Raw genomic sequence first — 21,840 nt, forward strand, 5'->3', positions numbered from 1 at the left:
GGTCAATCCAGCAGGAACTGGCGGCCGATTTCGTCGCTGAGCGCCGCGAAGCCGTCGCGCACCTCGCTCAGGAACCTGTGCAGGCCGATGTCGTAGATCTGGTCGATGCGGGCGTAACGCAGCTTCGCGTGCAACTCTCCCGCCAGCCGGTCGGCCTCGCCGCGCGTGCCGTAGGCGTCGGCCAGCTCGCGCATGCTCGCGTCGACCATCCACAGGCAATGATGCACCGAGCGCGGCACGTCGCGCCGCAGCATCATCAGCTCGGCAACCTTCATCGGATCGAGCGAGCTGCGATAGATGCGCCGGTAGGTGCGCACCGCGCCGATGCAGGCGAGCAGCTCCGACCAGGCGAAGTAGTCGAGGGTCTCGGCGTGCGGGCTGCCGTCGGGCATCAGCCGGTGATACTTCACGTCGAGGATGCGGGCGGTGTTGTCGCCGCGCTCGAGGAAGGCGCCGAGCTGAAGGAAGTTCCAGGCCTCGTCGCGCAGCAGGGTCACTTGCGCGGCGCCGAAGATCATCACCGCCTGCTTCTTCACTGATTCGATCAGCGCGCCGCGGTCGAGCGTGGCGCGGTTGCCGCGCAGCTTGCCGCTCAGCTCGAGCCACAGCCCGTTCAGGCTTTCCCAGACGTCGACCGTGATGTTGTTGCGCTCCTCGCGGGCATTGCGCCGCGCCGAGCTGATCGAGCTCACGATCGAGGAGGGGTTGGTCTCGTCGAAGGCAAGGAAGTCGACGAGGTCCGAGAGCCGGCGGCCGCCCTTGCCCTGGACTTGCCGCTGGCTCTGGCCTTCCTGCGACTGGCTCTGGCGGAACTCGTCCTCCATGCCGAAGATTGCCACCACCGCCTCGGCTTCCTTGCCGCTCGACTGCAGCGCCATGCGCTGCGTCGCCTCGATCAGGCGCGCCGTGGTCTTGGCCCGCTGCAGGTAGCGGCCCATCCAGTAGAGGTTCTTGGCGGTGCTGCTCAGCATGGGCGTACGTTATAGGAGCGCGCCACTCCAGTGGCGCTCATGCCCACGATGCGCCACTGGAGTGGCGCGCTCCTATGAGGAGTGATCCTAAACATCCGGCGCCAGCACCCAGGTGTCCTTCGTGCCGCCGCCCTGGCTCGAATTCACGACCAGCGAACCCTCCTTCAGCGCGACCCGCGTGAGCCCGCCCGGCACGATGGTGATCTTCTTGCCCGAGAGCACGAACGGCCGCAGATCGACGTGCCGCGGCGCAACGCCCTGTGCCACGAAGGTCGGGCAGGTCGAGAGCGCCAGCGTCGGCTGAGCGATGTAGTTGTCGGGCCGTGCCTTCACGAGCTGCGAGAACTCCTCGATCTCCTGCCTGCTCGAGGTCGGCCCGACCAGCATGCCCTTGCCGCCCGAGCCGTGCACTTCCTTCACGACGAGCTCGGACAGGTGCTCGAGCATGTACTTGAGGTCGTCCGCCCGGTCGCCACGATGGGTCTGCACGTTCTGCAGGATCGGCGTCTCGCCGAGATAGAAGCGGATCATCTCGGGCACGTAGGTGTAGGTCGACTTGTCGTCGGCCACGCCGTTGCCCAGCGCATTGACGATGTTCACGCGCCCCGCGCGCAAGGCGCCGATGAGGCCGGCGACGCCGAGATACGAGTCCGGCCGCATCGCCAGGGGATCGAGGAAGGCATCGTCGACCCTGCGGTAGATCACGTCGACCCGCTGCGGCCCGCGCGGCGTGCGCATGAAGACGCGGCCCTCGTCGACGAACAGGTCGGAGCCCTTGACCAGCTCGATGCCCATCTCGTCGGCCAGGAAGGCGTGCTCGAAGTAGGCCGAATTGTAGTGGCCGGGAGTCAGCAGCACGACGTTGGGCTCGTGGCTGTCGCCGAACGACACAGAGCGCAGGGTCGCCAGCAGCTCCTCGGTGTAGTTGGCGACCGGCATCACGCGCATCGCCGAGAACAGCTCGGGGGCGAGCCGCATCATGACCTCGCGGTTCTCCAATACGTAGGACACTCCCGACGGCGTGCGCACGTTGTCCTCGAGGACGTAGAAGTCCTTCTCGCCGACCCGCACCAGGTCGATGCCCGCGATATGGGCATGTACGTCGCCCGGCAGCTTGAGCCCCTGCGCCATCGCGACGAACTCGGCATTCATCAGGATCTGCTGCTCGGGGATGACGCCCGCACGGCAGATCTCGCGCTCGCCGTAGGCGTCGGCGAGGAAAGCGTTCAGGGCCTTCACCCGCTGCACCAGGCCCTTGTGCAGATACTGCCATTCGTCCCACGCCATGACGCGCGGGATGATGTCGAACGGGATGGTGGTCTCGCTGCCCTCGGCCGCGCCATAGGCGCCGAAGGTGATGCCGTGGCGGCGATAGAACTGGTCGACCTCGTGCCGCGTCGCCGCCAGCCGCTCCGGTGACGTGCTGTCGAGCCACTGCGCGACGCCGCGATAGGGTTCGCGGATCAAGCCCTCGGCGCCTGAGCGCATCTCGTCGAATGTCTTAGCCGCCATCCGGCATTTCGCCCCCTGTCGAATCCCAATATAAGCAATCGACGGGCCAATGAAAAACCAATCGGAGGGGCGCATGAAGCAGGTGCTCATCGAAAGCTACGGCACGCCCTGGGAAGTGGCGCGCTGCGCCGACGTGCCGGATGTCGGCGCGCCTGCTGCGGACGAGGTCGTGTTCGACGTCATGGCCTTCCCGATCAACCCGGCGGACATGGGTTTTTGCCGCGGTACCTATCGGCTGAGGCCGCCGCTGCCCGCGACGCCCGGCGCCGAATGCGTCGGCCGCGTCACGGCCGTAGGAGTGCAGGTCGGGCACGTGAAGCCGGGCGACCTTGTGATCAATCTGCAGCGCGAGAACTGGGCACAGAAGCGCAAGGTTAAGGGCGAGGATGCCATTCCGCTGCCGGCCGGCATCGACCTTCGGCAGGCCGCAATGGTGCGCATAAATCCGCCGACCGCGGCGCTGATGCTGTCGGACTTCGTCGAGCTCAAGGGCGGCGACTGGGTGATCCAGAACGTCGCCAATTCCGCCGTCGGCCGGCTGCTGATCGTGCTCGCCCACCAACGGGGGCTGCGCACGGTGAACGTCGTGCGCCGGCCGGAGCTTGCCGAGGAGCTGAAGCAGCTCGGAGCCGACCTGGTGATGGTCGATGGCGACGATCTCCCGGCGCGCGTGGCGCGCGAGACCGGCGGGGCGCCGATCAGGCTCGGCGTCGAGGCGATCGGCGGAAAGGCGACCGGCCGGCTCTGCGACTGCGTCGCGAGCGATGCGACCGTCGTGCATTACGGCTCGATGAGCGGGCAGAACCCGGACGTCAGCCGCAACAACTTCACCTACCGTGGCGTGAAGCTCACCGGCTTCATGCTCGGCCGCTTCCTCGCGCGGAGGAGCGCGCAGAAGATCCGCGAGATCTATGCCGACCTCGGCGGGCAGGTGATGGCCGGCAAGCTGTTCGCGCCGGTGGACACTGTCTATTCGATCGACAAGATCAAGGACGCGCTCGCCCATGCCGACAGGGGCGGGCGCAACGGGAAGATTCTGGTCAGCCCCAACGGGGCGATTTAAGGAGAGCACGACATGGGTTCGGACGTCGCGGAAGTCGAGAAGGTTCTGCAGGTCTATTTCGATGGGCTTTACGAGGGCGACACGGCGAAACTCGGGCAGGCGTTCCATCCGGCATCGCATCTTTACAGTGCACAGCCGGATGGCACGGCTGCCGACATGCCGCGCGCCGACTGGTTCAGGATGGTCGAGAGCCGCAAGTCGGCCAAGGCGAACGGCAGCGAGCGGCGCGACCGCATCGTGTCGATCGATTTCTCCGGTCCCGGCACCGCCTTCGCCAAGGTCGAGTGCCAGATCCCGCCGCGCTACTTCACCGACTATCTCACCTTGCTCAAGGTCGATGGCCGCTGGCAGGTGATCTCGAAGTCCTTCCACACGGTGACGAAGGACAAGTAAGCGCCTCGGCGGATCGCGTACGGTCCAATGACGCGATCGCGTCACTCGCTGATGAACAGGACCCGCAGGTCCTCTTTAGGCACGTAGTCGCGCACCGTCGCTTCGACCCTTTGCGGGCCGGTGTGCACGATCGGCAGGTCGGTGCAGAGCGATATCACGCGGCTCTCGCCGCGGCCGCCCAGATCGCCGCCGATCGGCCCACCGGTCAGCGTGAGATGAAACGTGCCGATCGGACCGCGCCAGTTGCGCGCGGTTTGCAGGATGTAGGCCAGGGTATATCCCGAGAGCAGCCCATCGTTGGGCCGGGTGCGGAGCTTCTGTTCCGCCAGGGCGCGGATCGCCTTGTCCGTCGGCCCGTCGATGCAGAAGTCCCGCACCGGATCGCCGCGACCGCTGGCTTCGATGGTGCCGGCATCTCTGGGCACGATGAACCGCGAACCGATGACCGGGCGGTAGCTGTGCTCGACCACGGTCACGCCGGGCGCGAAGGTCTGCATCCAGTGGAAGGTGATCCGGGTGGTCCACGGCAACCGCCACGCCTTGTCGTCGAGCTTCTCGTAAGCACCGAGGGCCTGGAGCCTGGTGACCGTCTCGGTGGGGAGGGGCGTGTCGCCCTCGACGAACAGGCCAGGCTGCAGCACCAGCGTCAGGCCGCCGATCTCGCGCAGCTCGGCGGCAACGTCGCGCCCGCCGGGCAGCGTTGCTCGAATCTCTACCTCGGGCTTGATGTCCTGCCCGTTCGAGCGGACCTTGAAGTTCAGGAAATTCGGATCGGCCGGCGGCCGCAGTGCGATGTTGTGCGGGCCACTGCCATCGTCTGGGCCGGTCGTCATGCCGCCCGGCGTCATGTGCGGCACTTCGGGCATCGGAAAGGCGACGCGCAAGGTCACCGGCCGGCCGGTGTCGTTGCGCATCTCGTAGCGCACGCGGACCTCGGACAGCGACAGCGCGAGATCCTCGCGCTGCATCGTGATGGCATCGGTCTTGATAAATTGGAGGCCGCCCGCCGCGAGCTCCGCCGCCGAATCGTTGGCGGCGGCCGGACTTGCCAGCAGCAGCGCTGCCGCGATGGCGAGAAATGGGCGCAGAAATCTCGCCTCATTCATCATCGTCTTCCTCATGGAGAGTAGACGAGAAAGCCAAGTCAGTGACGCGTTAGTCCTTCGCGTCAGCGGCGACCTGGACCTTGATCATCTTGTCGGGGTTCGAGGGCGGCTCGCCCTTCTTGATCTTGTCGACGAACTCCATGCCCGACGTGACCTTGCCCCACACGGTGTACTGGCCGTCGAGGAAGTTCGAGTCCTTGAAGCAGATGAAGAACTGGCTGCGCGCGCTGTTCGGATCGCTGCTGCGCGCCATCGACGCGACGCCGCGGCTGTGCGGCTCCTTGCTGAACTCGGCCGGCAGGCGCTCGCCCATGCCGCCCATTCCGTTGCCGTCAGGGTCGCCAGTCTGGGCCATGAAGCCGTCGATCACGCGGTGGAACACGATACCGTCATACTTGCCCTCGCGCGCCAGCTTCTTGATCTGGGCGACGTGCTTGGGAGCGAGGTCGGGGCGCAGCTCGATCACGACGCGGCCGTCCTTGAGGTCGATATAGAGCGTGTTTTCCTTGTCCATTGGGGCCTCCTGCGGGCGCTGGGGTTGAGAGAACGGTCAGCCTTTGACGTCGGCGGCAACCTGGACCTTGAGCATCTTGTCGGCCGGCGGAGCGACAGCGCCCGAACCGGGCGCACCCTTCTTGATCTTGTCGACGAATTCCATGCCCGACACGACCTTGCCCCACACCGTGTACTGGCCGTCAAGCGAAGGGGCGGGCGCGAAGCAGATGAAGAACTGGCTGCGCGCCGAATTCGGATCGGAGGTGCGCGCCATCGACACGGTGCCGCGGACATGCGGCTCGCGGCTGAATTCGGCAGGCAGCCTGTCGCCCATGCCGCCCATGCCGGTGCCGTCCGGATCGCCGGTCTGGGCCATGAAGCCCTCGATCACGCGATGGAAGACGACACCGTTGTACTTGCCCTCGCGGACCAGCTTCTTGATCTGGGCCACGTGTTTGGGGGCAAGGTCGGGGCGCATCTCGATCACGACGCGGCCGTCCTTGAGGTCGATATAGAGCGTGTTCTCCTTGTCCGCCGCGAAGGCGGTGGTTGCGGCTGCAATGAGCATCGCGACGAGGGCGGGCATGAAGGCCAGACGCATGACGGCTCCTTGACGGCGTTGGGGTTTGCCGGGGCGGGCGCGACCATACTGTCGGTCGTCCGAAAGACAAGCGGCGAATGCCTTTCGCGACCCCGCCCAATCTGCCGTGACCCTGCGGGACTTGGGCGCCCGCGCCCGTTCGAGGTGATCATTCCATTGGGCGGGGCGATGCCAACCGCGGCCGTGAGACGCAGGCGACCTGGCGTTCCATCTGCCGCGATCGCTTCCCCGCGAGGCGACCATGGTGCGGATGGTCGCCGCCGGCCCGATCGATCAGGCATCGCGGGACTCCTGCGCGTCGATACCGCGATGGCGGCAAGCGCCACATGTTGCGCCCGATGCGCGGTTGCTGCGGCAAGGGCGCGATGGCTGCGACTGGCCGCCACATACCGGGCGCGGTCGAAAACCCATTACCACCATCTCCTATATCTGGTACTAACCGCCTTGAATTACGGGGGATTTTGCGAGTCGGAACCCCTCGCAAAGCAGGCGGGCTCAGGGGACAGAACGCATGGTCGGCAAGCGGTGTGTGGGCATTCTCTTCGGAACGCTGCTGGCGGGCCTTGGTGTGGTAAGCGGCGCCCAGGCGCAGAAGCAAACGCCAGTCGTCGGCGTGCCGCACGATTGGCAGATGGGTTTTCCGGCTCCCTACACGCCCGTGATGGCGAGGGTCGAGTCGCTGCATGACCTTCTGCTGGTCATCATCACCCTGATCTCGGTTTTCGTGCTGGTGCTGCTGCTCTACGTCGTGTGGCGCTTCCATGTCTCGCGCAATCCGACTCCGACCACGACGACGCACAACACCGTGCTCGAGATCGCCTGGACGATCATTCCGATCCTGATCCTGGTGGTGATCGCGATCCCATCCTTCCGCCTGCTGTACTACGGCGACAAGGCCCAGGACGCCGCGCTGACGGTCAAGGTGACCGGCCATCAATGGTACTGGAGCTACGAATATCCCGATCAGGGCAATTTTTCGATCGACAGCCGCATCCTGCCCGAGGCCGATCGGCTCAAGCTGAAGCCGAACCAGCCGCGCCAGCTCGCGGTCGACGAGGAAATGGTGATCCCGGCGAACGCGGTCGTGCGCATCATCGGCACCGGCGCCGACACCATGCACGGCTGGACGGTGTGGGGCTTCGGCATCAAGAAGACCGTCATCCCCGGCCGTCTCAACGAGGGTTGGATCCAGGTCCCCAAGGAAGGCATTTATTTCGGCCAGTGCTCGCAGATCTGCGGCAACGCCCACGCCTACATGCCGATCGCGGTGCGCGTGGTATCCAAGGACGAGTTCGACAAATGGGCTGCGGAGAAGAAGAAGGCCGCCGGGCTGATGCCCGCGACGAGCGTCGCTTCCGCCACCCCTCCCGCCAACCGCTAAGCGCTCCCCGCAGGAGACATCAATGGCAACCGCGCACGGCGCCCACGCCCACGATCATCACGACGACCACCACACGCCGACCGGCTGGAGGCGGTATGTCTACAGCACGAACCACAAGGACATCGGCACGATGTACCTGGTGTTCGCCATCATCGCGGCCCTGATCGGCGCGTCGTTCTCGGTGGTGATGCGTCTTGAGCTGCTGCACACCGGCGTGCAGTACTTCAACGCGGCCGACGGGACGCCCAACGGCCATCTGTGGAATACCGTCGTCACGGCGCACGGCCTGATCATGGTGTTCTTCGTGGTCATGCCGGCGCTTATCGGCGGGTTCGGCAACTGGTTCGTGCCGCTGATGATCGGCGCGCCGGACATGGCCTTCCCGCGCATGAACAACATCAGCTTCTGGCTGCTGCCGCCGGCCTTCATCCTGTTGTTGATGTCGGCCCTTGTCGGCGGTGGCGTCGGCACCGGCTGGACGATCTACCCGCCGCTCACGATCCAGCAGGGCGCGGGCATGGATCTCGCGATCTTCTCGCTGCACATCGCGGGTGCCTCCTCGATCCTCGGCGCGATCAACTTCATCACCACGATCTTCAACATGCGTGCGCCGGGCATGACCCTGCACCGCATGCCCCTGTTCGCCTGGTCGATCCTGGTGACGGCCTTCCTGCTGCTGCTCGCCCTGCCGGTCCTGGCGGGCGCCATCACCATGCTGCTGACCGACCGCAACTTCGGCACCCACTTCTTCGATCCGGCCGGCGGCGGCGACCCGACGCTGTTCCTGCACCTCTTCTGGTTCTTCGGACACCCCGAGGTGTACATCATGATCCTGCCGGCGTTCGGCATCGTCAGTCACATCATCTCGACCTTCTCCCGCAAACCGATCTTCGGTTACCTGGGCATGGCCTACGCGATGGTGGCGATCGGCGTCGTCGGCTTCGTGGTGTGGGCGCACCACATGTATACGGTTGGCATGGACGTCGACACGCGCGCCTACTTCGTCGCCGCCACGATGGTGATCGCGGTGCCCACCGGCGTGAAGATCTTCTCCTGGATCGCCACCATGTGGGGCGGTTCGATCAGGCTCGAGATCCCGATGCTGTGGGCGATCGGCTTCATCTTCCTGTTCACTGTCGGCGGCGTCACCGGCGTGGTGCTGTCGAATGCCGGTGTCGACTACGCCCTGCACAACACCTATTACGTGATCGCGCACTTCCATTACGTGCTGTCGCTCGGCGCGGTGTTCGGCATGTTCGCCGGCTTCTACTACTGGCTCGGCAAGATGTGCGGCCGTCAGTACAACGAGACGTACGCCCAGATCCACTTCTGGACGATGTTCGTCGGCGTGAACCTGACCTTCTTCCCGATGCATTTCTCGGGCCTGGCCGGGATGCCGCGCCATTACGTCGACTATCCCGACGCCATGGCGCACTGGAACTACATCTCCTCGATCGGCGCTTTCATCTCGTTCGGTTCGACGATCTTCTGGCTGATCTTCGTGGTGTTCGGCACGCTGTTGTATGGCCGCAAGGTCGGCGCGAACTACTGGGGCGAAGGTGCCACGACACTGGAATGGACCGTGGCCTCGCCGCCGCCGTTCCATACCTTCGAAGAGCTGCCGCACATCTCGCCTACGGCGCATCACTAAGGACCGGAGCGAGGGCACCCTTCTTGTGATGAAGAGGGGGGTGCCGTCGCCTTGAAGGGGCCATGAGCGACACTGCACAGAGCATCTGGACGAGCGAGGGCACGGCGCCCGCACGGGTGCGTGACTACGTCGACCTGCTGAAGCCGCGCGTGATGTCGCTGGTGGTCTTCACCGGCCTGGTCGGCGTGATGATCGCGCCGGTGCACATCCATCCGTTCGAGGCGTTCCTCGCCGTGCTGGCGATCGCGCTGGGCTCGGGCGCCGCGGGCGCCATCAACATGTGGTACGAGCGGGACCTCGACGCCCTGATGACGCGCACCGCCAACCGGCCGTTGCCGGCTGGCAGGGTCGCGCCCGACGATGCGCTGGGCCTCGGCGTCCTGCTGTCGATCTTCTCGGTGCTGTTGATGGCACTGGCGACGAACTTCGTTGCCGCCGCGCTGCTCACGGCCGCGATCCTGTTCTACGTCTTCGTCTACACGATCTGGCTGAAGCGCCGGACGCCGCAGAACATCGTGATCGGCGGTGCCGCCGGCGCCTTCCCCCCGATGATCGGCTGGGCTGCCGCCACCGGCGACGTCTCGGCCGTCGGCCTCTCGCTCTTCCTGCTGATCTTCCTGTGGACACCGCCGCACTTCTGGGCGCTGGCGCTTTATCGCAGCGACGACTACCGCCGCGCCGGCGTGCCGATGCTGCCGGTGGTGGCGGGACCGCGCGAGACCAAGAAGCAGATGCTGTTCTACACGTTGATTCTCGTGCCGGTGGCGCTGGCGCCGACCCTGCTCGGCGCCGTCAGCTGGCTCTACGGTATCGTGGCGCTGGTGCTCGGCGTCGGCTTCATTGCCCACGCCGTCATCGTGTGGCTTGCCGCCGACGACCGTCGCGGCCACGGCGCAGCGCGGCGCATGTTCAAGTTCTCGCTTCTCTATCTCGCGGTGCTGTTCGCGGCGCTGCCGCTCGATCGGTTGGTGGTGGGGCGCTTGCTGGGCGGGCTGGTCGGGGGATGACCGTCGTGACCGATGACAACCGCCGCCCGGGCGACAGCGACCGGCACCGCCAGCAGCGAAGCAAGAATATTTTCATATTCTTCTGCCTGCTGGCCATGGCGGCCGCATTCTTCGCTCTCACCGTCGTGCGGATGGGCGGCGGCAACATGACGGGCAAGCTGTGAACCGCGGCGATCCCAATGCCCGCCTGGCCTGGCGTCTGGTCGCCGTGGTCGGTGGCATGCTCGGCCTCGCCTATGCCGCAGTGCCGCTGTACGAAGCCTTCTGCAAGGCGACCGGCTTCAACGGCACGCCGCTGGTGGCGCAGGAAGGCGATCGCCCGATCATCTCCCGCACGGTGCAGGTGCGCTTCGACTCCAACGTCGATCCCAACCTCGCTTGGCGCTTCGAGCCGCTGCAACGCGAGATCAAGGTGCAACTGGGCGAGGAGAAGCTCGTCCACTTCCGGGCCACCAATATCTCGCAGCGGCCGATCGTCGGCACCGCCACCTATAACGTCACACCCGAGCGCACTGCCGGCTGGTTCAACAAGGTGCAATGCTTCTGCTTCACCGAGCAGCTGCTGCAGCCGGGCCAGTCGGTCGACATGCCGGTCGTCTTCTTCGTCGACGCCGACATGGCCAAGGACCGGCGCTACGACGACATCCGCACCATCACGCTCTCGTACACCTTCTACGAGGCGAAAACGGAGCGGGCCAAGACCTTGCTGGGCGGAACACCCGCCAACGGAACTGGAAAAGGGGGCTGAGACCAATGGCCGACAACACCCATCACGGGCCTAATCATCCATACCATCTCGTGGACCCGAGCCCGTGGCCGGCGCTGGGATCGCTCGCCGCGTTCGTGCTCGCCATCGGCGCCGGCCTCGGCATGCATCCCGACATGTTCGGCAAGGGCGTCGAGAGCATCGTCAAGGCAGTCAACTGGTGGGTCGTCGTCCCGGGCTTCCTGATGATCTTCGCCGTGATGTACTGGTGGTGGAGCGACGTCATCGTCGAATCGCGCAAGTATCATACGGCCGTGGTTCAGCTTGGCCTGCGCTACGGCATGATCCTGTTCATCGCCTCGGAGGTGCTGTTCTTCGCCGCCTTCTTCTGGGCCTTCTTCGACTCGGCGCTCTTTCCCGCCTCACCCGAGATGCCGATGCGCGCCGAGGCCAACGGCGGGATGTGGCCGCCCAAGGGCGTGCATGTCATCGCGCCGTTCGACCTGCCGTTCATGAACACGCTGATCCTGCTGCTCTCGGGCACCACCGTCACCTGGGCCCACCATTCGATCCTCGAAGGCAAGAATCGTGACGCGGTACGCGGCCTGCTGCTGACGGTCGTCCTCGGCGCCTGCTTCACGGCAATCCAGCTCTACGAGTACGCGCACGCCCCGTTCGGGTTCCGCGACAACATCTATACCTCGACCTTCTTCCTCGCGACGGGATTTCACGGCTTCCACGTCTTCGTCGGAACGACCTTCCTGCTGGTCTGCCTGTTCCGCGCGATGAAGGGCCAATTCACGCCGAGGCAGCATTTCGGCTTCGAGGCTGCCGCCTGGTACTGGCATTTCGTCGACGTGGTCTGGATCTTCCTGTTCTTCTGCATCTACTGGTGGGGCGCCGGCAACGCGCCGATCGCCCTCCACTGAGGCGGCAGAAACGTCCATGCTTGGAACCGCCGGGGCGATCCCCGGCGGTTCGTCTTTTGGGGAGAGCCCGCCATGTCCACCTGGCCGCGCCAATCGCCTGTCGACGTCGCCTTGCGCGGCGTCTGTCCGCGCTGCGGCCAAGGCCGCCTGTTTCGTGGTCTGCTGACGGTGGTGGATGGCTGCACGGTGTGTGGCCTCGACCTGCGCGGCAACGACGCGGGCGACGGGCCCGCCGTATTCGTCATCCTCGGGCTCGGCGCGATCGTGATGGGGCTGGTTTTCTGGGTCGAGTTCCGCTTCGAGCCGCCGTGGTGGCTGCACGCGCTGATCTGGCTGCCGCTCACCTTTGGCGGCGCGGTGTGGCTGCTGCGCCTTCTCAAGGCCTTGTTGATCGCTCAGCAGTATACCCATCGGTCGACCGAGCTCGAGGAATAGGGTTGCAATGCTGAAGCTCCGGCCACTGCTGTGGCCCACGATCGTCATGCTGCCGATCTTCCTGTTTTCGCTGTCGCTCGGTGTCTGGCAGATGGAGCGGCGCGCCTGGAAGCGCGACATCCTCGACCGCATCGCGACCAACCAGGCGGCCGCGCCGTTGACGCTCGACGAGCTGCTGAAGGGCGATCCGCTGCGCTTCGAATACGGCCGGGTCCGGGTGTCGGGGAGATTCCTGCACGACAGGGAATTCTTCCTCGCAGCGCGCAGCCTGAAGAACAAGGTCGGCATGCAGGTCGTGACGCCGCTGCGCACCGACGACGGCGTCATCGTCCTGTTCGACCGCGGCTGGATTCCGTCGGAGAAGAAGGAACCGGCCAGGCGCGCCGAGGGTCAGCTGCCCGGCAAGGTCGACCTCGTCGGTGTCGTGCGGCGCAGCCAGATCAAGCGGCAGTTCGCTCCCGACAACGATCCGGCCCGGAATTTCTGGTTCCATGTCGACGTCCCGCTGATGCGCCAGATGGCGGGCGGACAGCCCGATCCGGTGCTAGACAGCTTTTTCCTCGAAGCCGACGCCACGGCCAATCCCGGCGGGGTGCCGATCGGCGGCCAGACACGGCTCGACATCCCCAACGACCATCTGCAATACGCCATCACCTGGTTCCTGATCGCGCTCGCGGGCGCGGGCGTCTATCTCGCCTATCACTGGGAGAACGGGCGCCTCACGATAAACGGCCACACGAAGGTCAAAGCATGATCGCCAACGATCCCTACGCCGAGCTGGAGCGCCGCTTCGGGCGCATGGGCGCCGTCAATCGCGCCAGCGCGATCCTGAACTGGGACCGCTCGGCCATGATGCCGGAGGGCGCGAGCGAAGACCGCGCCGACCAGCTCGCGACCCTGGGCGTGATCAGCCACGAGCTGATGGTGGCGCCCGAAATGGCCGACCTGCTGTCGCGCGCCGAGGAGGGCAAGGCCGGGCTCGATGCCTGGCGCGCCGCCAACCTGCGTGAGATGCGCCACGCCTGGACGCACGCGAACGCCCTGCCGTCCGACCTCGTCGAGGCGCGCACCCGCGCGTCGTCGGCTTGCGAGATGGCGTGGCGCGAGGCCAGGAAGAACCGCGACTTCAAGGCGCTGTTGCCGACCCTCACCGAGGTGGTGACCATCACCAAACGTGTCGGCGAGGCCAAGGCCGCTGCGCTCGGCCTGTCACTGTACGACGCGCTGCTCGACGAATACGAGCCGGGCGGCCGCTGCCAGCGGATCGACACGCTGTTCGCCGAGCTCAAGGCTTTCCTGCCGGCGATGCTGCCGCAGGTCATGGAACGGCAAAAGGTGACCGGCGAGGCCCTGCCGCTCGATGGCCCGTTCCCGGTCGAGGCGCAGCGCCAGCTCGGCGTCGAGATGGCGAAGACGCTCGGCTTCGACTTCCATCATGGCCGGCTCGACATCTCGGCGCATCCTTTCACCGGCGGCACCGCCGACGACGTGCGCATCACCACGCGCTACGATGAGAAGGATTTCGCTCGCGCGCTGATGGGCGTGCTGCACGAAACCGGCCATGCACTGTACGAGGCCGGCCTGCCGCGCGACTGGCGCCGCCAGCCGGTCGGCAATGCGCGCGGCATGGTGCTGCACGAGAGCCAGTCGCTCCTGATGGAGATGCAGGCCTGCCGCTCCGACGCATTTATCACCTATGCCACGCCGCGCATGCGCGCCGCCTTCGGCAAGAGCGGACCGGCGTGGGAGGTCGGCAACGTCCACAAGATCTACACGCGCGTGGCGCCCGGCTTCATCCGCGTCGATGCCGACGAGGTGACCTATCCGCTGCACATCATGCTGCGCTACCGCATCGAGCGCGCAGTGCTGGGCGGTGATTTGGCACTGGCCGATCTGCCGGGCGCCTGGAACGACGGCATGACGGAGCTGCTGGGCATCGGCCCGCCCGATGACTCGGTCGGCTGCCTGCAGGACATCCATTGGCCCGACGGCGCCTGGGGTTATTTCCCGACCTACACGCTCGGTGCCCTGGCGGCGGCCCAGCTCTTCGCCGCCGCGCGCAAGGCGATGCCCGGCCTCATGAACTCGATCGGCGAGGGCGATTTCGCCCCGCTGCTGGGCTGGCTGCGCACCAACGTGCACACCAAGGGCTCGATCGCCGACACGGACACGATCCTGTCACAGGCGACCGGGGCGCCGCTTGGCACCGTTGCCTTCAAGGAGCATCTGGAAAACCGCTATCTGCCGGCCTAGTCCGTCCAGGTCGCTGGATCGTACCCGGCTTCATCCCCTCGCTGCGCCCGGGATGACACGGTCCGGTCGGTTATCGTAAGAGAGGCCCCATGCTCGACCTGCGCCCCAATTGCGAATGCTGCGACAAGGATCTGCCGAACGGTGCGCCGGACGCGCTGATCTGCACCTATGAGTGCACCTTTTGCGCCGACTGTGCGAAGGCGCGGCTGGGAGGCCTCTGCCCCAACTGCGGCGGCGATCTCGTAAAGCGGCCGACGCGCCCGGAGCGGATGCTGGCCAAGCACCCCGCATCGACCAAACGCGTGCGCAAGGACCACGCCGCCTGTCGCCAAGTGGCATGATCACGTTCAACGAGGCGCGCCACTCCAGTGGCGCTCGTGAGCATGATGCGCCACAGGAGCGGCGCGCTCCCATGAGGTCGACGAAGCGATGAACTACATCAGTACCCGCAACGGCTCGACGGGAAGCTTGGCACCGCTCGGTTTCGAGGACGTCATGCTCGCGGGCCTCGCGCGTGACGGTGGCCTCTACCTGCCGGCCGAGTGGCCGCGCTTCTCCACCGCCGAGATCGCGGCGCTCAAGGGCAAGCCCTACGGCGAGGTCGCCCTCCGCGTCATGCAACCCTTCGTCGGCGCTGCGTTCGACGAGACGACCTTCCGCCGGCTGATCGCCGAGGCCTACGCCTCGTTCGACGCGCCGGACGTGGCGCCGGTGAAGCCGCTGGGCGACAGCGGGTTGCATCTGCTGGAGCTGTTCCACGGCCCAACGCTCGCTTTCAAGGACGTGGCGCTGCAGCTCCTCGGCCTGATGCTCGATCATACGCTGCTCCGGCGCGGCCAGCATGCGACGATCGTCGGCGCCACCTCTGGCGACACCGGCTCCGCCGCCATCGAGGCGGTGCGCGACCGCAAGTCGATCGACATCTTCATGCTCTATCCGCACGGCCGGGTGAGCGAGGTGCAGCGCCGGCAGATGACAACGGTGCTGGCGCCGAACGTCCACAACGTCGCCATCAGCGGCACGTTCGACGACTGCCAGGACCTCGCCAAGGCGTGCTTCAACGATCTCGCCTTCCGCGACCGGCATGCGCTGACGGCGGTGAATTCGATCAACTTCGCCCGCGTCATGGCGCAGATCGTCTATTATTTCTGGGCCGCCCTGACGCTCGGCGCGCCCGATCGGCCGGTTGCGTTCGCCGTGCCGACGGGCAATTTCGGCAACGTCTATGCAGGTTATGCCGCGAAGCAGATGGGCCTGCCGATTCATCACTTCGTGATCGGCTCAAACACCAACGACATCCTGCCGCGCTTCTTCGAGACCGGCACGATGACCATGTCCGGTGTCGTGCCGACCTACAGCCCCAGCATGGATATCCAGATCTCGAGCAATTTCGAGCGTCTCCTGTTCGACCTCTACGGCCGCGATGGCAAGGCGCTGGCCGATGCGATGGCGGCCTTCCGCAGCACCGGCACGCTGAAGGTCGGCGACAATGCGCTGGGCGGCGTGCGCGCGCTGTTCGATGCCGGCCGGCTCGACGACGAGGGCACGCTGGCCGCGATTGCCGACTGCCGCAAGCGCTTCGGCGAGACGCTCGATCCGCACAGCGCCATCGGCTACGCGGTGGCGCAGCAGCACCGGCGCGATCCGTCGGTGCCGATGGTCGTGCTTGCGACGGCCCATCCGGCGAAGTTCCCCGACGCCGTGCAGAAGGCCACGGGCGAGCGGCCGCGGCTGCCGGCGCGGCTGGCCGACTTGCTCGACCGCACCGAGCGGGTCGACCGCCTGCCGAACGATATCGACGCGTTGAAAGATTTGATCGAGGACCGCATGGGCACCACGTCCGAGCGGGCGAGGGTACACTCATGAGCGTCAAGGTCACTACACTGTCCAACGGTCTGCGGGTCGCGGTCGACGAGATGCCCGAGGTCGAGTCAGCCTCGCTCGGCATCTGGGTCGCCTGCGGTACGCGTCACGAATCGGCCGAGCTGAACGGCATGGCGCACATGCTGGAGCACATGGCCTTCAAGGGAACCAGGACACGCTCCGCCCGAGCCATCGCCGAGGAGATCGAGAACGTCGGCGGAAGCCTCAACGCCTATACCGGCCGCGAGATCACCGCTTACCACGCCTCGGTCCTCAAGGAGGACGTGGCGCTGGGTGTCGAGATGGTGGCCGACATCCTGCGCAATTCGGTGTTCGACCCCGACGAGCTGCAGCGCGAGCGCGGCGTCATCCTGCAGGAGATCGGCCAGGCGCTCGACACGCCCGACGACCTGATCTTCGACCAGTTCCAGGAGACCGCGCTGCCCGACCAGCCGCTCGGCCGGCCGGTTCTGGGCACTGCAGACTCGGTCGAGACGATCGGCCGAGACGATCTTTTCGCCTTCCTGGCGCGCCACTACACCGCTTCGAACATGGTGCTGTCGGCGGCGGGCAGGGTGGAGCACGACCAGATCGTCGAGCTGGCCGAGAAGCATTTCGCCTCCGTGCCGCGCACCCCGGCGAACGCGCATCTCGTCCAGCCGCTGGCCTATGTCGGCGGCGACGGCCGTGAGAACCGCACGCTCGAGCAGGCGCATCTGGTGCTCGGCTGCGAGGGCATCGGCTACCGCGATCCCGACTATTACGCCTCGGCGATCTACTCGACGCTGTTCGGCGGCGGCATGTCCTCGCGCCTGTTCCAGCGCATCCGCGAGGAGCGCGGCCTGGTCTACGGCATCCATTGCTTCAACGCGGCCTATGCCGACGGCGGCCTGTTCGGCATCTATGCCGGCACGGGCGAGGACGATCTCGGCGAGCTGGTCCCGGCGGTGTGCGAGGAGTTCGTCGGCGTGGCCGACACGCTCACCGAGCAGGAGCTCGTGCGCGCGCGCAACCAGATCAAGGCCGGCACCCTGATGGCGCTCGAATCGAGCGGCGCGCGTTCCGAGCAGGCAGCGCGGCATTTGCTGATCCATGGCCGGCCGATTCCCTATGCCGAGATCGTCTCGCGCATCGAGGCCGTCGATCAGGATGCCGTGCGTCGCGTCGCGCGGCGGCTGCTCGCGGGCAAGCTGACAATCGCGGCGCTGGGGCCGATCGACGAGCTGGAATCGATCGAGAAGATCGCGGCGAGGCTCGCCGCCTGAGGCGAGTAACATCGGCAGCATGACAGTCACCTGCATTCGCAAGGCTCGTTGGGTCGTCGCCTGGGACGCCCATCTCCAGCAGCACTATTTCCGCAACGACGTCGATGTCGTGTTCGACGGCAACCGGATCGTCCATGTCGATCCGGTCTATGCCGGCAAGGTCGATCGCGAGATCGACGGGGCGGGCTTTTGCGTCATGCCGGGCATGGTCAATGTCCACACCCACCTGCAATCGGAAAGCATCGGCCGCGGCCTGATCGAGGAACTCGGCAACCAGGCGCTCTATCAGACAGGTATCCTCGACGAGAAGTCGGTGTTCGTGACCTCGGGCCTCACCGAGGAGGCGGGCGGCGCGAGCGCCCAACTCGCGGCCAACAAGGCCTCGACCCAGAATGCCATTTCAGAGCTGCTCAAGAGCGGCTGCACCACGGTCACCGATCTCGCGGTGGCTTGGGACGGCTGGCTCGATACGCTCGCCGCCACCGGCATTCGCGCCGTGGCTGCGCCGATGTATCGCGACGCGCGCTGGTTCGTGCCGACCGGCCATCGTCTCGACTATGTCTGGGACACCGAGAAGGGGCGGCGCGACTTCGCCACCGCCCTGGCGGCTGCCGACGCGGCACTGAGCCATCCGTCGGGCCGGCTGAGCGCCATGCTGGCGCCGATGCAGGTCGACACCTGCACGCCCGAGCTGATCCGCGACAGCATCGCCGCAGCGCGTGAGCGTGAGATCAAGATCACCGTGCACTGCGCGCAGCACGTTCCGGAGTTCCAGGAGATGGTGCGCCGGCACGGCGTGACACCGGTGCAGTGGATGCACCGGGAAGGGCTGCTCGGGCCGGACATGCTCCTCGGCCATGCGATCTTCCTCGACCATCATTCGCTGGTGCAGTGGTGGACCAAGCGCGATCTCGATCTCATGGTCGAGACCGGCACCTCGGTGGCGCATTGCCCGGTCGTGTTCTCGCGCTACGGCCAGATGATGGAGGATGTCGGCCACTAATTCGCAAGGGCGTGAACGTGGCGATGGGCACCGACACCGAGCCGCAGAACATGGCGGAAGAGGTGCGCATGGCCTCGACCCTCGGTCGCGCCGCTGCAAAAGGCGTGCGCGGCGTCTGGTTGTCTGAACTGTTCCACGCCGCCACGATCGGCGGGGCGAAGGCGCTCGGCCGCGACGATATCGGCCGTGTCGGCGTGGGCGCCAAGGCCGATCTGGTGCTGCTCGATCTCGAGGCGCCCGGCATGCGGCCGGTGCGCGATCCGCTGCGCAGCTTCTTCTTCTCCGCCGCCGACCGTGCCGTGCGGCACGTGTTCGTCGACGGACTGCAGGTGGTGAAGGACTTCGAGGTCACGACCATCGATCGGGTCGCCATGTCGCGCGCGCTGCAGGACGCGCAGGAAGCCTTCGTGCGCAACGCCCCCTACGTCGATCACCGCGGCCGTACCGCCGACGAGATCTCTCCGACCAGCTTCCGGATCGAGGGCCGCAATTAGAGCATCGTGCGAAAATTGGGAGTCGCCTTCCCAACGAATCTGAAATCCGATCCACGATTGGCGTGGGATATGCCGGTCACGGACTCAGGATATGCGTCCGATTAAGCGCTCGATGCTCTAGCGAGTGTTCTTCGCTTTCTTCTCCTCTCCCTCCAATGGGGGAGAGGAATATGCGTGGGAGAGACTATCGCTGCCTGGTGGTCTCGGCCGGCGCCGATGTGGTGTGGCTGGCCATGCTGATCACGCCCTGCGAGACCGAGCGCTTGGCCGACGGCGCGCGCGGCGGGACGCCGATGGCGGCGCGCTCACGGACGGCCTTCACCTCGGTCGAATGGCGGATCAGGTTGTAGCGCAGCGTCGTGAAGAGGTTGACCGGGAACGGCATGTTGGCGTCGAAATCGATGATCAGCACGACGCGCGTTTCCCTGGTCTGGTTCTTGACCCAGTGCTCGCGCGTATCGTCGAACACCAGCGGCTCGCCTTCCTTCCAGAAGAAGTGGTGACCGCCGATCTCGATCCAGCATTCCTCCGGATGTTCCGGAACGATCAGCGGATAGTGGAAGCGGATCACGCCTGCTGCCGAGCCGCGGTGAGGGGTGATCTCGGCTCCGCCCTGCAGGATCGAGAACAGGGCCGTGTGGACACCGGGGATCTTGCAGATCGCCTCGTAGGTGTCGGGCACCGCCGCTGTGTTCTCGGTAATCTCGTGGCCCCAGATCTTCAGCAGGAAGGTGCGCCAGGCGCGGCCGGGCACGAACAGGTCGCGGGGGTGGACCTCATGCAGCGCCGGAATCTCCTCATGGTGGCTGAGAAGATAGTTCAGGTCGGCCTTGATCTTGTCGTGGCTCTTCTTGAGCTCGGCCAGGACGGGGAAGGCCCTCAGCGCGTCCTCGCCGCCCAGCGGCAGCTTGGGCATGCGGCGCAGGATCATGTCCGACATCTTGAGATTGAAATTCTCGATCGGCTCCTGCGGCAGCCAGATGTGCTTCGTCAGGTAAAAGCGGCCTTTCTGGCCGATGCCCGGGTTGTCACTCGCTTCCATGGCGGGGTATGACCTGTCTGCTCCAAGTTAGGCCTTGAATCTCATACGTCCGGAGGCTCATTTCAAGGCAGTGATTTGACGCGGGGCGGCGGACCGCAGTGTAAAATATCACGCCAAGTCCCCGAAAACATGTAACAATTCGTTTTGCATGGGTATTATGGCGGGGCCGATGTTCCGTTTCGCCGACGTTCCGCTCTCGCTTTCGGGCATGACCCGCGTCCAGGGGAAGCGCGTCTACCTGCGCGCGCCGACCATGGAGGACTGGCCTGAATGGGCCGAGCTGCGTGCCCGCAGCCGCGCTTTCCTGACGCCGTGGGAGCCGACCTGGCCCGACGATTCGCTGGGCCGCGATCATTTCCGCCGCCGCCTGCGCCAGCAGATCCGTGAATGGCGCGCCGGCGAGGCCTACGGGTTGTTCGTGTTCCTGAACGACAAGCGCCGGTTGGTCGGCGGCATCAATCTCAGCAACGTGCGCCGCGGCGTCGCCCAGGCCGCCTCGGTCGGCTACTGGATGGGTCAGCCCTTCGCCGGCCAGGGGCTGATGACGGATGCGTTGCGCGCCACCTTGCCGTTCGTGTTCGACGAGCTGCGCCTGCACCGGCTCGAGGCGGCCTGCCTGCCGCACAACGAGCCTTCCAAGGGCGTGCTGGCGAAGGTCGGCTTCCACGAGGAGGGGTTGGCGCGGCAGTATCTGCGGATCAACGGGCAGTGGGCCGACCACCTGCTGTTCGCCCTGTTGCGGGCCGACTACGACGCCCTATTGAGAGCGAGCCGCTGATGCGCGATCTGACCCCCAGCACGATCACCAACGCCTTTGCCAAATACGCGAAGAACGCGCCCTCGGCCCGGACGCGTGACCTGCTGGTGAGCCTCGCCGGCCATCTGCATGGCTTCGTGCGCGAGAACAAGGTGACCCAGGCGGAGTGGGGCGCCGCGATCGATGCGTTGACGCGCGCGATGAAGTTCACCGATGACAAGCGCAACGAATACATCCTTTTCTCCGACCTGCTCGGTGTCTCCTCCCTGGTCGACATGGTGAACGCCGCGACCACCGGCACGCCGTCGTCGGTGCTGGGGCCGTTCCATATCGAGGGCGCACCCGAGCTCGCGAACGGTGGCGACCTCTGGAAGGGCCAGGTCGGCGAGCCTCTGGTGGTGAGCGGCAGGATCGTCGACGACAAGGGCGCGCCGGCGGCGGGCACGGTGCTGGCGACATGGCAGAACTCCGGCAACGGCCTCTATGCGCAGCAGGACCCCGACCAAAGCCCGACGAACTATCATGCGAGGCTCAAGGTGGCCGACGACGGCACCTTTGCTTTCTCGACCGTGCGGCCGCTGTCCTACACGGTGCCCGACGACGGCCCGGCCGGCGACATGCTGCGCGTGTTGGGCCGTCATGCCTGGCGGCCGGCGCATCTGCACATGATCATCAAGGCGCCGGGCCATCAGCCGCTGATCACGGAATTCTTCCCCGAGGACGACAAGTATCTCGACCAGGACGCCGTGTTCGGCGTCCGCGGCGGCCTCGTCCTGCCCTTCAAGAAGACGACCGATCGGGCCGAGCTGCCGGCCAACCTCGCCGCGCGCGACACGCTGCCGATGCCGGTGTGGACGGCGAGACTCGATCTCAAGCTGCCGGCGGCGTAACGCTTTTTCCGTCGTCCTGAGCG

At 66.0% G+C, this 21,840-nt stretch carries 24 protein-coding genes; 18 read left to right on the forward strand and 6 right to left on the reverse strand.

Features of this window, described 5'->3' with window-relative positions; all coding sequences use genetic code 11:
- Positions 1 to 2: 2 nt before the first annotated feature.
- A complete protein-coding gene (locus ACQY8M_RS15990; RefSeq protein ID WP_428673895.1) occupies positions 3 to 971 on the reverse strand; it encodes an alpha-E domain-containing protein in 969 nt (322 codons plus the stop codon).
- An 87-nt stretch (positions 972 to 1,058) separates the two neighbouring features.
- Positions 1,059 to 2,483 carry a circularly permuted type 2 ATP-grasp protein gene (locus ACQY8M_RS15995; protein WP_428673897.1) on the reverse strand — a complete coding sequence of 475 codons (1,425 nt, stop codon included), beginning with the start codon at positions 2,481 to 2,483 and terminating at the stop codon, positions 1,059 to 1,061.
- 73 nt (positions 2,484 to 2,556) lie between these two features.
- On the opposite strand from ACQY8M_RS15995, the gene ACQY8M_RS16000 reads away from it, so the two are divergent.
- Positions 2,557 to 3,546, forward strand: a complete 990-nt coding sequence (locus ACQY8M_RS16000) for a zinc-dependent alcohol dehydrogenase family protein (protein ID WP_428673899.1) — start codon at positions 2,557 to 2,559, stop codon at positions 3,544 to 3,546.
- A gap of 12 nt (positions 3,547 to 3,558) precedes the next feature.
- The gene (locus ACQY8M_RS16005; RefSeq protein ID WP_428673901.1) at positions 3,559 to 3,939 is read left to right on the forward strand and encodes a nuclear transport factor 2 family protein; all 381 of its coding nucleotides are present in this window, start codon (positions 3,559 to 3,561) and stop codon (positions 3,937 to 3,939) included.
- Positions 3,940 to 3,980: 41 nt separating this feature from the next.
- On the opposite strand, the gene ACQY8M_RS16010 is transcribed toward ACQY8M_RS16005, so the two are convergent.
- Genes ACQY8M_RS16010 through ACQY8M_RS16020 form a run of 3 tightly spaced genes read right to left on the reverse strand, consistent with a single transcriptional unit; the run spans position 3,981 to position 6,141 of the window.
- Positions 3,981 to 5,048 carry a DUF4424 family protein gene (locus ACQY8M_RS16010; protein WP_428673903.1) on the reverse strand — a complete coding sequence of 356 codons (1,068 nt, stop codon included), beginning with the start codon at positions 5,046 to 5,048 and terminating at the stop codon, positions 3,981 to 3,983.
- 46 nt (positions 5,049 to 5,094) lie between these two features.
- The gene (locus tag ACQY8M_RS16015) at positions 5,095 to 5,559 is read right to left on the reverse strand and encodes a peptidylprolyl isomerase (RefSeq protein WP_428673905.1); all 465 of its coding nucleotides are present in this window, start codon (positions 5,557 to 5,559) and stop codon (positions 5,095 to 5,097) included.
- Positions 5,560 to 5,595: 36 nt separating this feature from the next.
- A complete protein-coding gene (locus ACQY8M_RS16020) occupies positions 5,596 to 6,141 on the reverse strand; it encodes a peptidylprolyl isomerase (RefSeq protein WP_428673907.1) in 546 nt (181 codons plus the stop codon).
- 511 nt (positions 6,142 to 6,652) lie between these two features.
- Here ACQY8M_RS16020 and coxB point away from each other — a divergent pair.
- From coxB to ACQY8M_RS16090, 14 genes are all read left to right on the forward strand, one after another.
- The gene (gene coxB, locus ACQY8M_RS16025) at positions 6,653 to 7,522 is read left to right on the forward strand and encodes a cytochrome c oxidase subunit II (protein ID WP_428673909.1); all 870 of its coding nucleotides are present in this window, start codon (positions 6,653 to 6,655) and stop codon (positions 7,520 to 7,522) included.
- A gap of 22 nt (positions 7,523 to 7,544) precedes the next feature.
- Entirely contained in the window at positions 7,545 to 9,173 is a 1,629-nt protein-coding gene (gene ctaD / locus ACQY8M_RS16030) for a cytochrome c oxidase subunit I (protein WP_428673911.1), read from the forward strand.
- 62 nt (positions 9,174 to 9,235) lie between these two features.
- Positions 9,236 to 10,180, forward strand: a complete 945-nt coding sequence (locus tag ACQY8M_RS16035) for a heme o synthase (protein WP_428673913.1) — start codon at positions 9,236 to 9,238, stop codon at positions 10,178 to 10,180.
- 5 nt (positions 10,181 to 10,185) lie between these two features.
- A complete protein-coding gene (locus ACQY8M_RS16040) occupies positions 10,186 to 10,344 on the forward strand; it encodes a hypothetical protein (RefSeq protein ID WP_428673915.1) in 159 nt (52 codons plus the stop codon).
- Positions 10,341 to 10,928 (forward strand): cytochrome c oxidase assembly protein, encoded by a 588-nt coding sequence (locus ACQY8M_RS16045; RefSeq protein WP_428673917.1) that lies wholly within the window; start codon positions 10,341 to 10,343, stop codon positions 10,926 to 10,928. The genes ACQY8M_RS16040 and ACQY8M_RS16045 overlap by 4 nt, the downstream gene beginning before the upstream one ends.
- Before the next feature lie 5 nt (positions 10,929 to 10,933).
- A complete protein-coding gene (locus ACQY8M_RS16050) occupies positions 10,934 to 11,815 on the forward strand; it encodes a cytochrome c oxidase subunit 3 (RefSeq protein ID WP_428673919.1) in 882 nt (293 codons plus the stop codon).
- Positions 11,816 to 11,887: 72 nt separating this feature from the next.
- Positions 11,888 to 12,250 (forward strand): DUF983 domain-containing protein, encoded by a 363-nt coding sequence (locus ACQY8M_RS16055; protein ID WP_428673921.1) that lies wholly within the window; start codon positions 11,888 to 11,890, stop codon positions 12,248 to 12,250.
- Positions 12,251 to 12,257: 7 nt separating this feature from the next.
- Positions 12,258 to 13,004 (forward strand): SURF1 family protein, encoded by a 747-nt coding sequence (locus tag ACQY8M_RS16060; protein WP_428673923.1) that lies wholly within the window; start codon positions 12,258 to 12,260, stop codon positions 13,002 to 13,004.
- Positions 13,001 to 14,503: a carboxypeptidase M32 gene (locus ACQY8M_RS16065; protein ID WP_428673925.1), complete on the forward strand. Its 1,503-nt coding sequence runs from the start codon at positions 13,001 to 13,003 to the stop codon at positions 14,501 to 14,503. Before ACQY8M_RS16060 ends, ACQY8M_RS16065 begins: the two co-directional genes overlap by 4 nt.
- An 89-nt stretch (positions 14,504 to 14,592) precedes the next feature.
- Positions 14,593 to 14,844 (forward strand): DUF1272 domain-containing protein, encoded by a 252-nt coding sequence (locus ACQY8M_RS16070; protein ID WP_428673927.1) that lies wholly within the window; start codon positions 14,593 to 14,595, stop codon positions 14,842 to 14,844.
- A gap of 88 nt (positions 14,845 to 14,932) precedes the next feature.
- The gene (gene thrC / locus ACQY8M_RS16075; RefSeq protein ID WP_428673929.1) at positions 14,933 to 16,369 is read left to right on the forward strand and encodes a threonine synthase; all 1,437 of its coding nucleotides are present in this window, start codon (positions 14,933 to 14,935) and stop codon (positions 16,367 to 16,369) included.
- Positions 16,366 to 17,631 carry a M16 family metallopeptidase gene (locus tag ACQY8M_RS16080; protein WP_428673931.1) on the forward strand — a complete coding sequence of 422 codons (1,266 nt, stop codon included), beginning with the start codon at positions 16,366 to 16,368 and terminating at the stop codon, positions 17,629 to 17,631. Before thrC ends, ACQY8M_RS16080 begins: the two co-directional genes overlap by 4 nt.
- 19 nt (positions 17,632 to 17,650) lie before the next feature.
- Positions 17,651 to 18,634: an amidohydrolase family protein gene (locus ACQY8M_RS16085; protein WP_428673933.1), complete on the forward strand. Its 984-nt coding sequence runs from the start codon at positions 17,651 to 17,653 to the stop codon at positions 18,632 to 18,634.
- A 23-nt stretch (positions 18,635 to 18,657) separates the two neighbouring features.
- Positions 18,658 to 19,128, forward strand: a complete 471-nt coding sequence (locus tag ACQY8M_RS16090; protein WP_428673935.1) for an amidohydrolase family protein — start codon at positions 18,658 to 18,660, stop codon at positions 19,126 to 19,128.
- A gap of 184 nt (positions 19,129 to 19,312) precedes the next feature.
- Here ACQY8M_RS16090 and ACQY8M_RS16095 read toward each other — a convergent pair whose 3' ends face one another.
- Complete coding sequence (locus ACQY8M_RS16095; protein WP_428673937.1) at positions 19,313 to 20,170, reverse strand: aspartyl/asparaginyl beta-hydroxylase domain-containing protein; 858 nt, start codon at positions 20,168 to 20,170, stop codon at positions 19,313 to 19,315.
- Positions 20,171 to 20,339: 169 nt separating this feature from the next.
- Between ACQY8M_RS16095 and ACQY8M_RS16100 the strand changes: the two genes are divergently transcribed.
- Both ACQY8M_RS16100 and ACQY8M_RS16105 read left to right on the forward strand, forming a co-directional pair.
- The gene (locus tag ACQY8M_RS16100) at positions 20,340 to 20,948 is read left to right on the forward strand and encodes a GNAT family N-acetyltransferase (RefSeq protein WP_428673939.1); all 609 of its coding nucleotides are present in this window, start codon (positions 20,340 to 20,342) and stop codon (positions 20,946 to 20,948) included.
- Complete coding sequence (locus tag ACQY8M_RS16105; protein WP_428673941.1) at positions 20,948 to 21,817, forward strand: dioxygenase; 870 nt, start codon at positions 20,948 to 20,950, stop codon at positions 21,815 to 21,817. The genes ACQY8M_RS16100 and ACQY8M_RS16105 overlap by 1 nt, the downstream gene beginning before the upstream one ends.
- Positions 21,818 to 21,840: the final 23 nt, after the last annotated feature.

Origin of the sequence: Reyranella sp. (assembly GCF_965279465.1) — a bacterium.
Lineage (GTDB): Bacteria > Pseudomonadota > Alphaproteobacteria > Reyranellales > Reyranellaceae > Reyranella.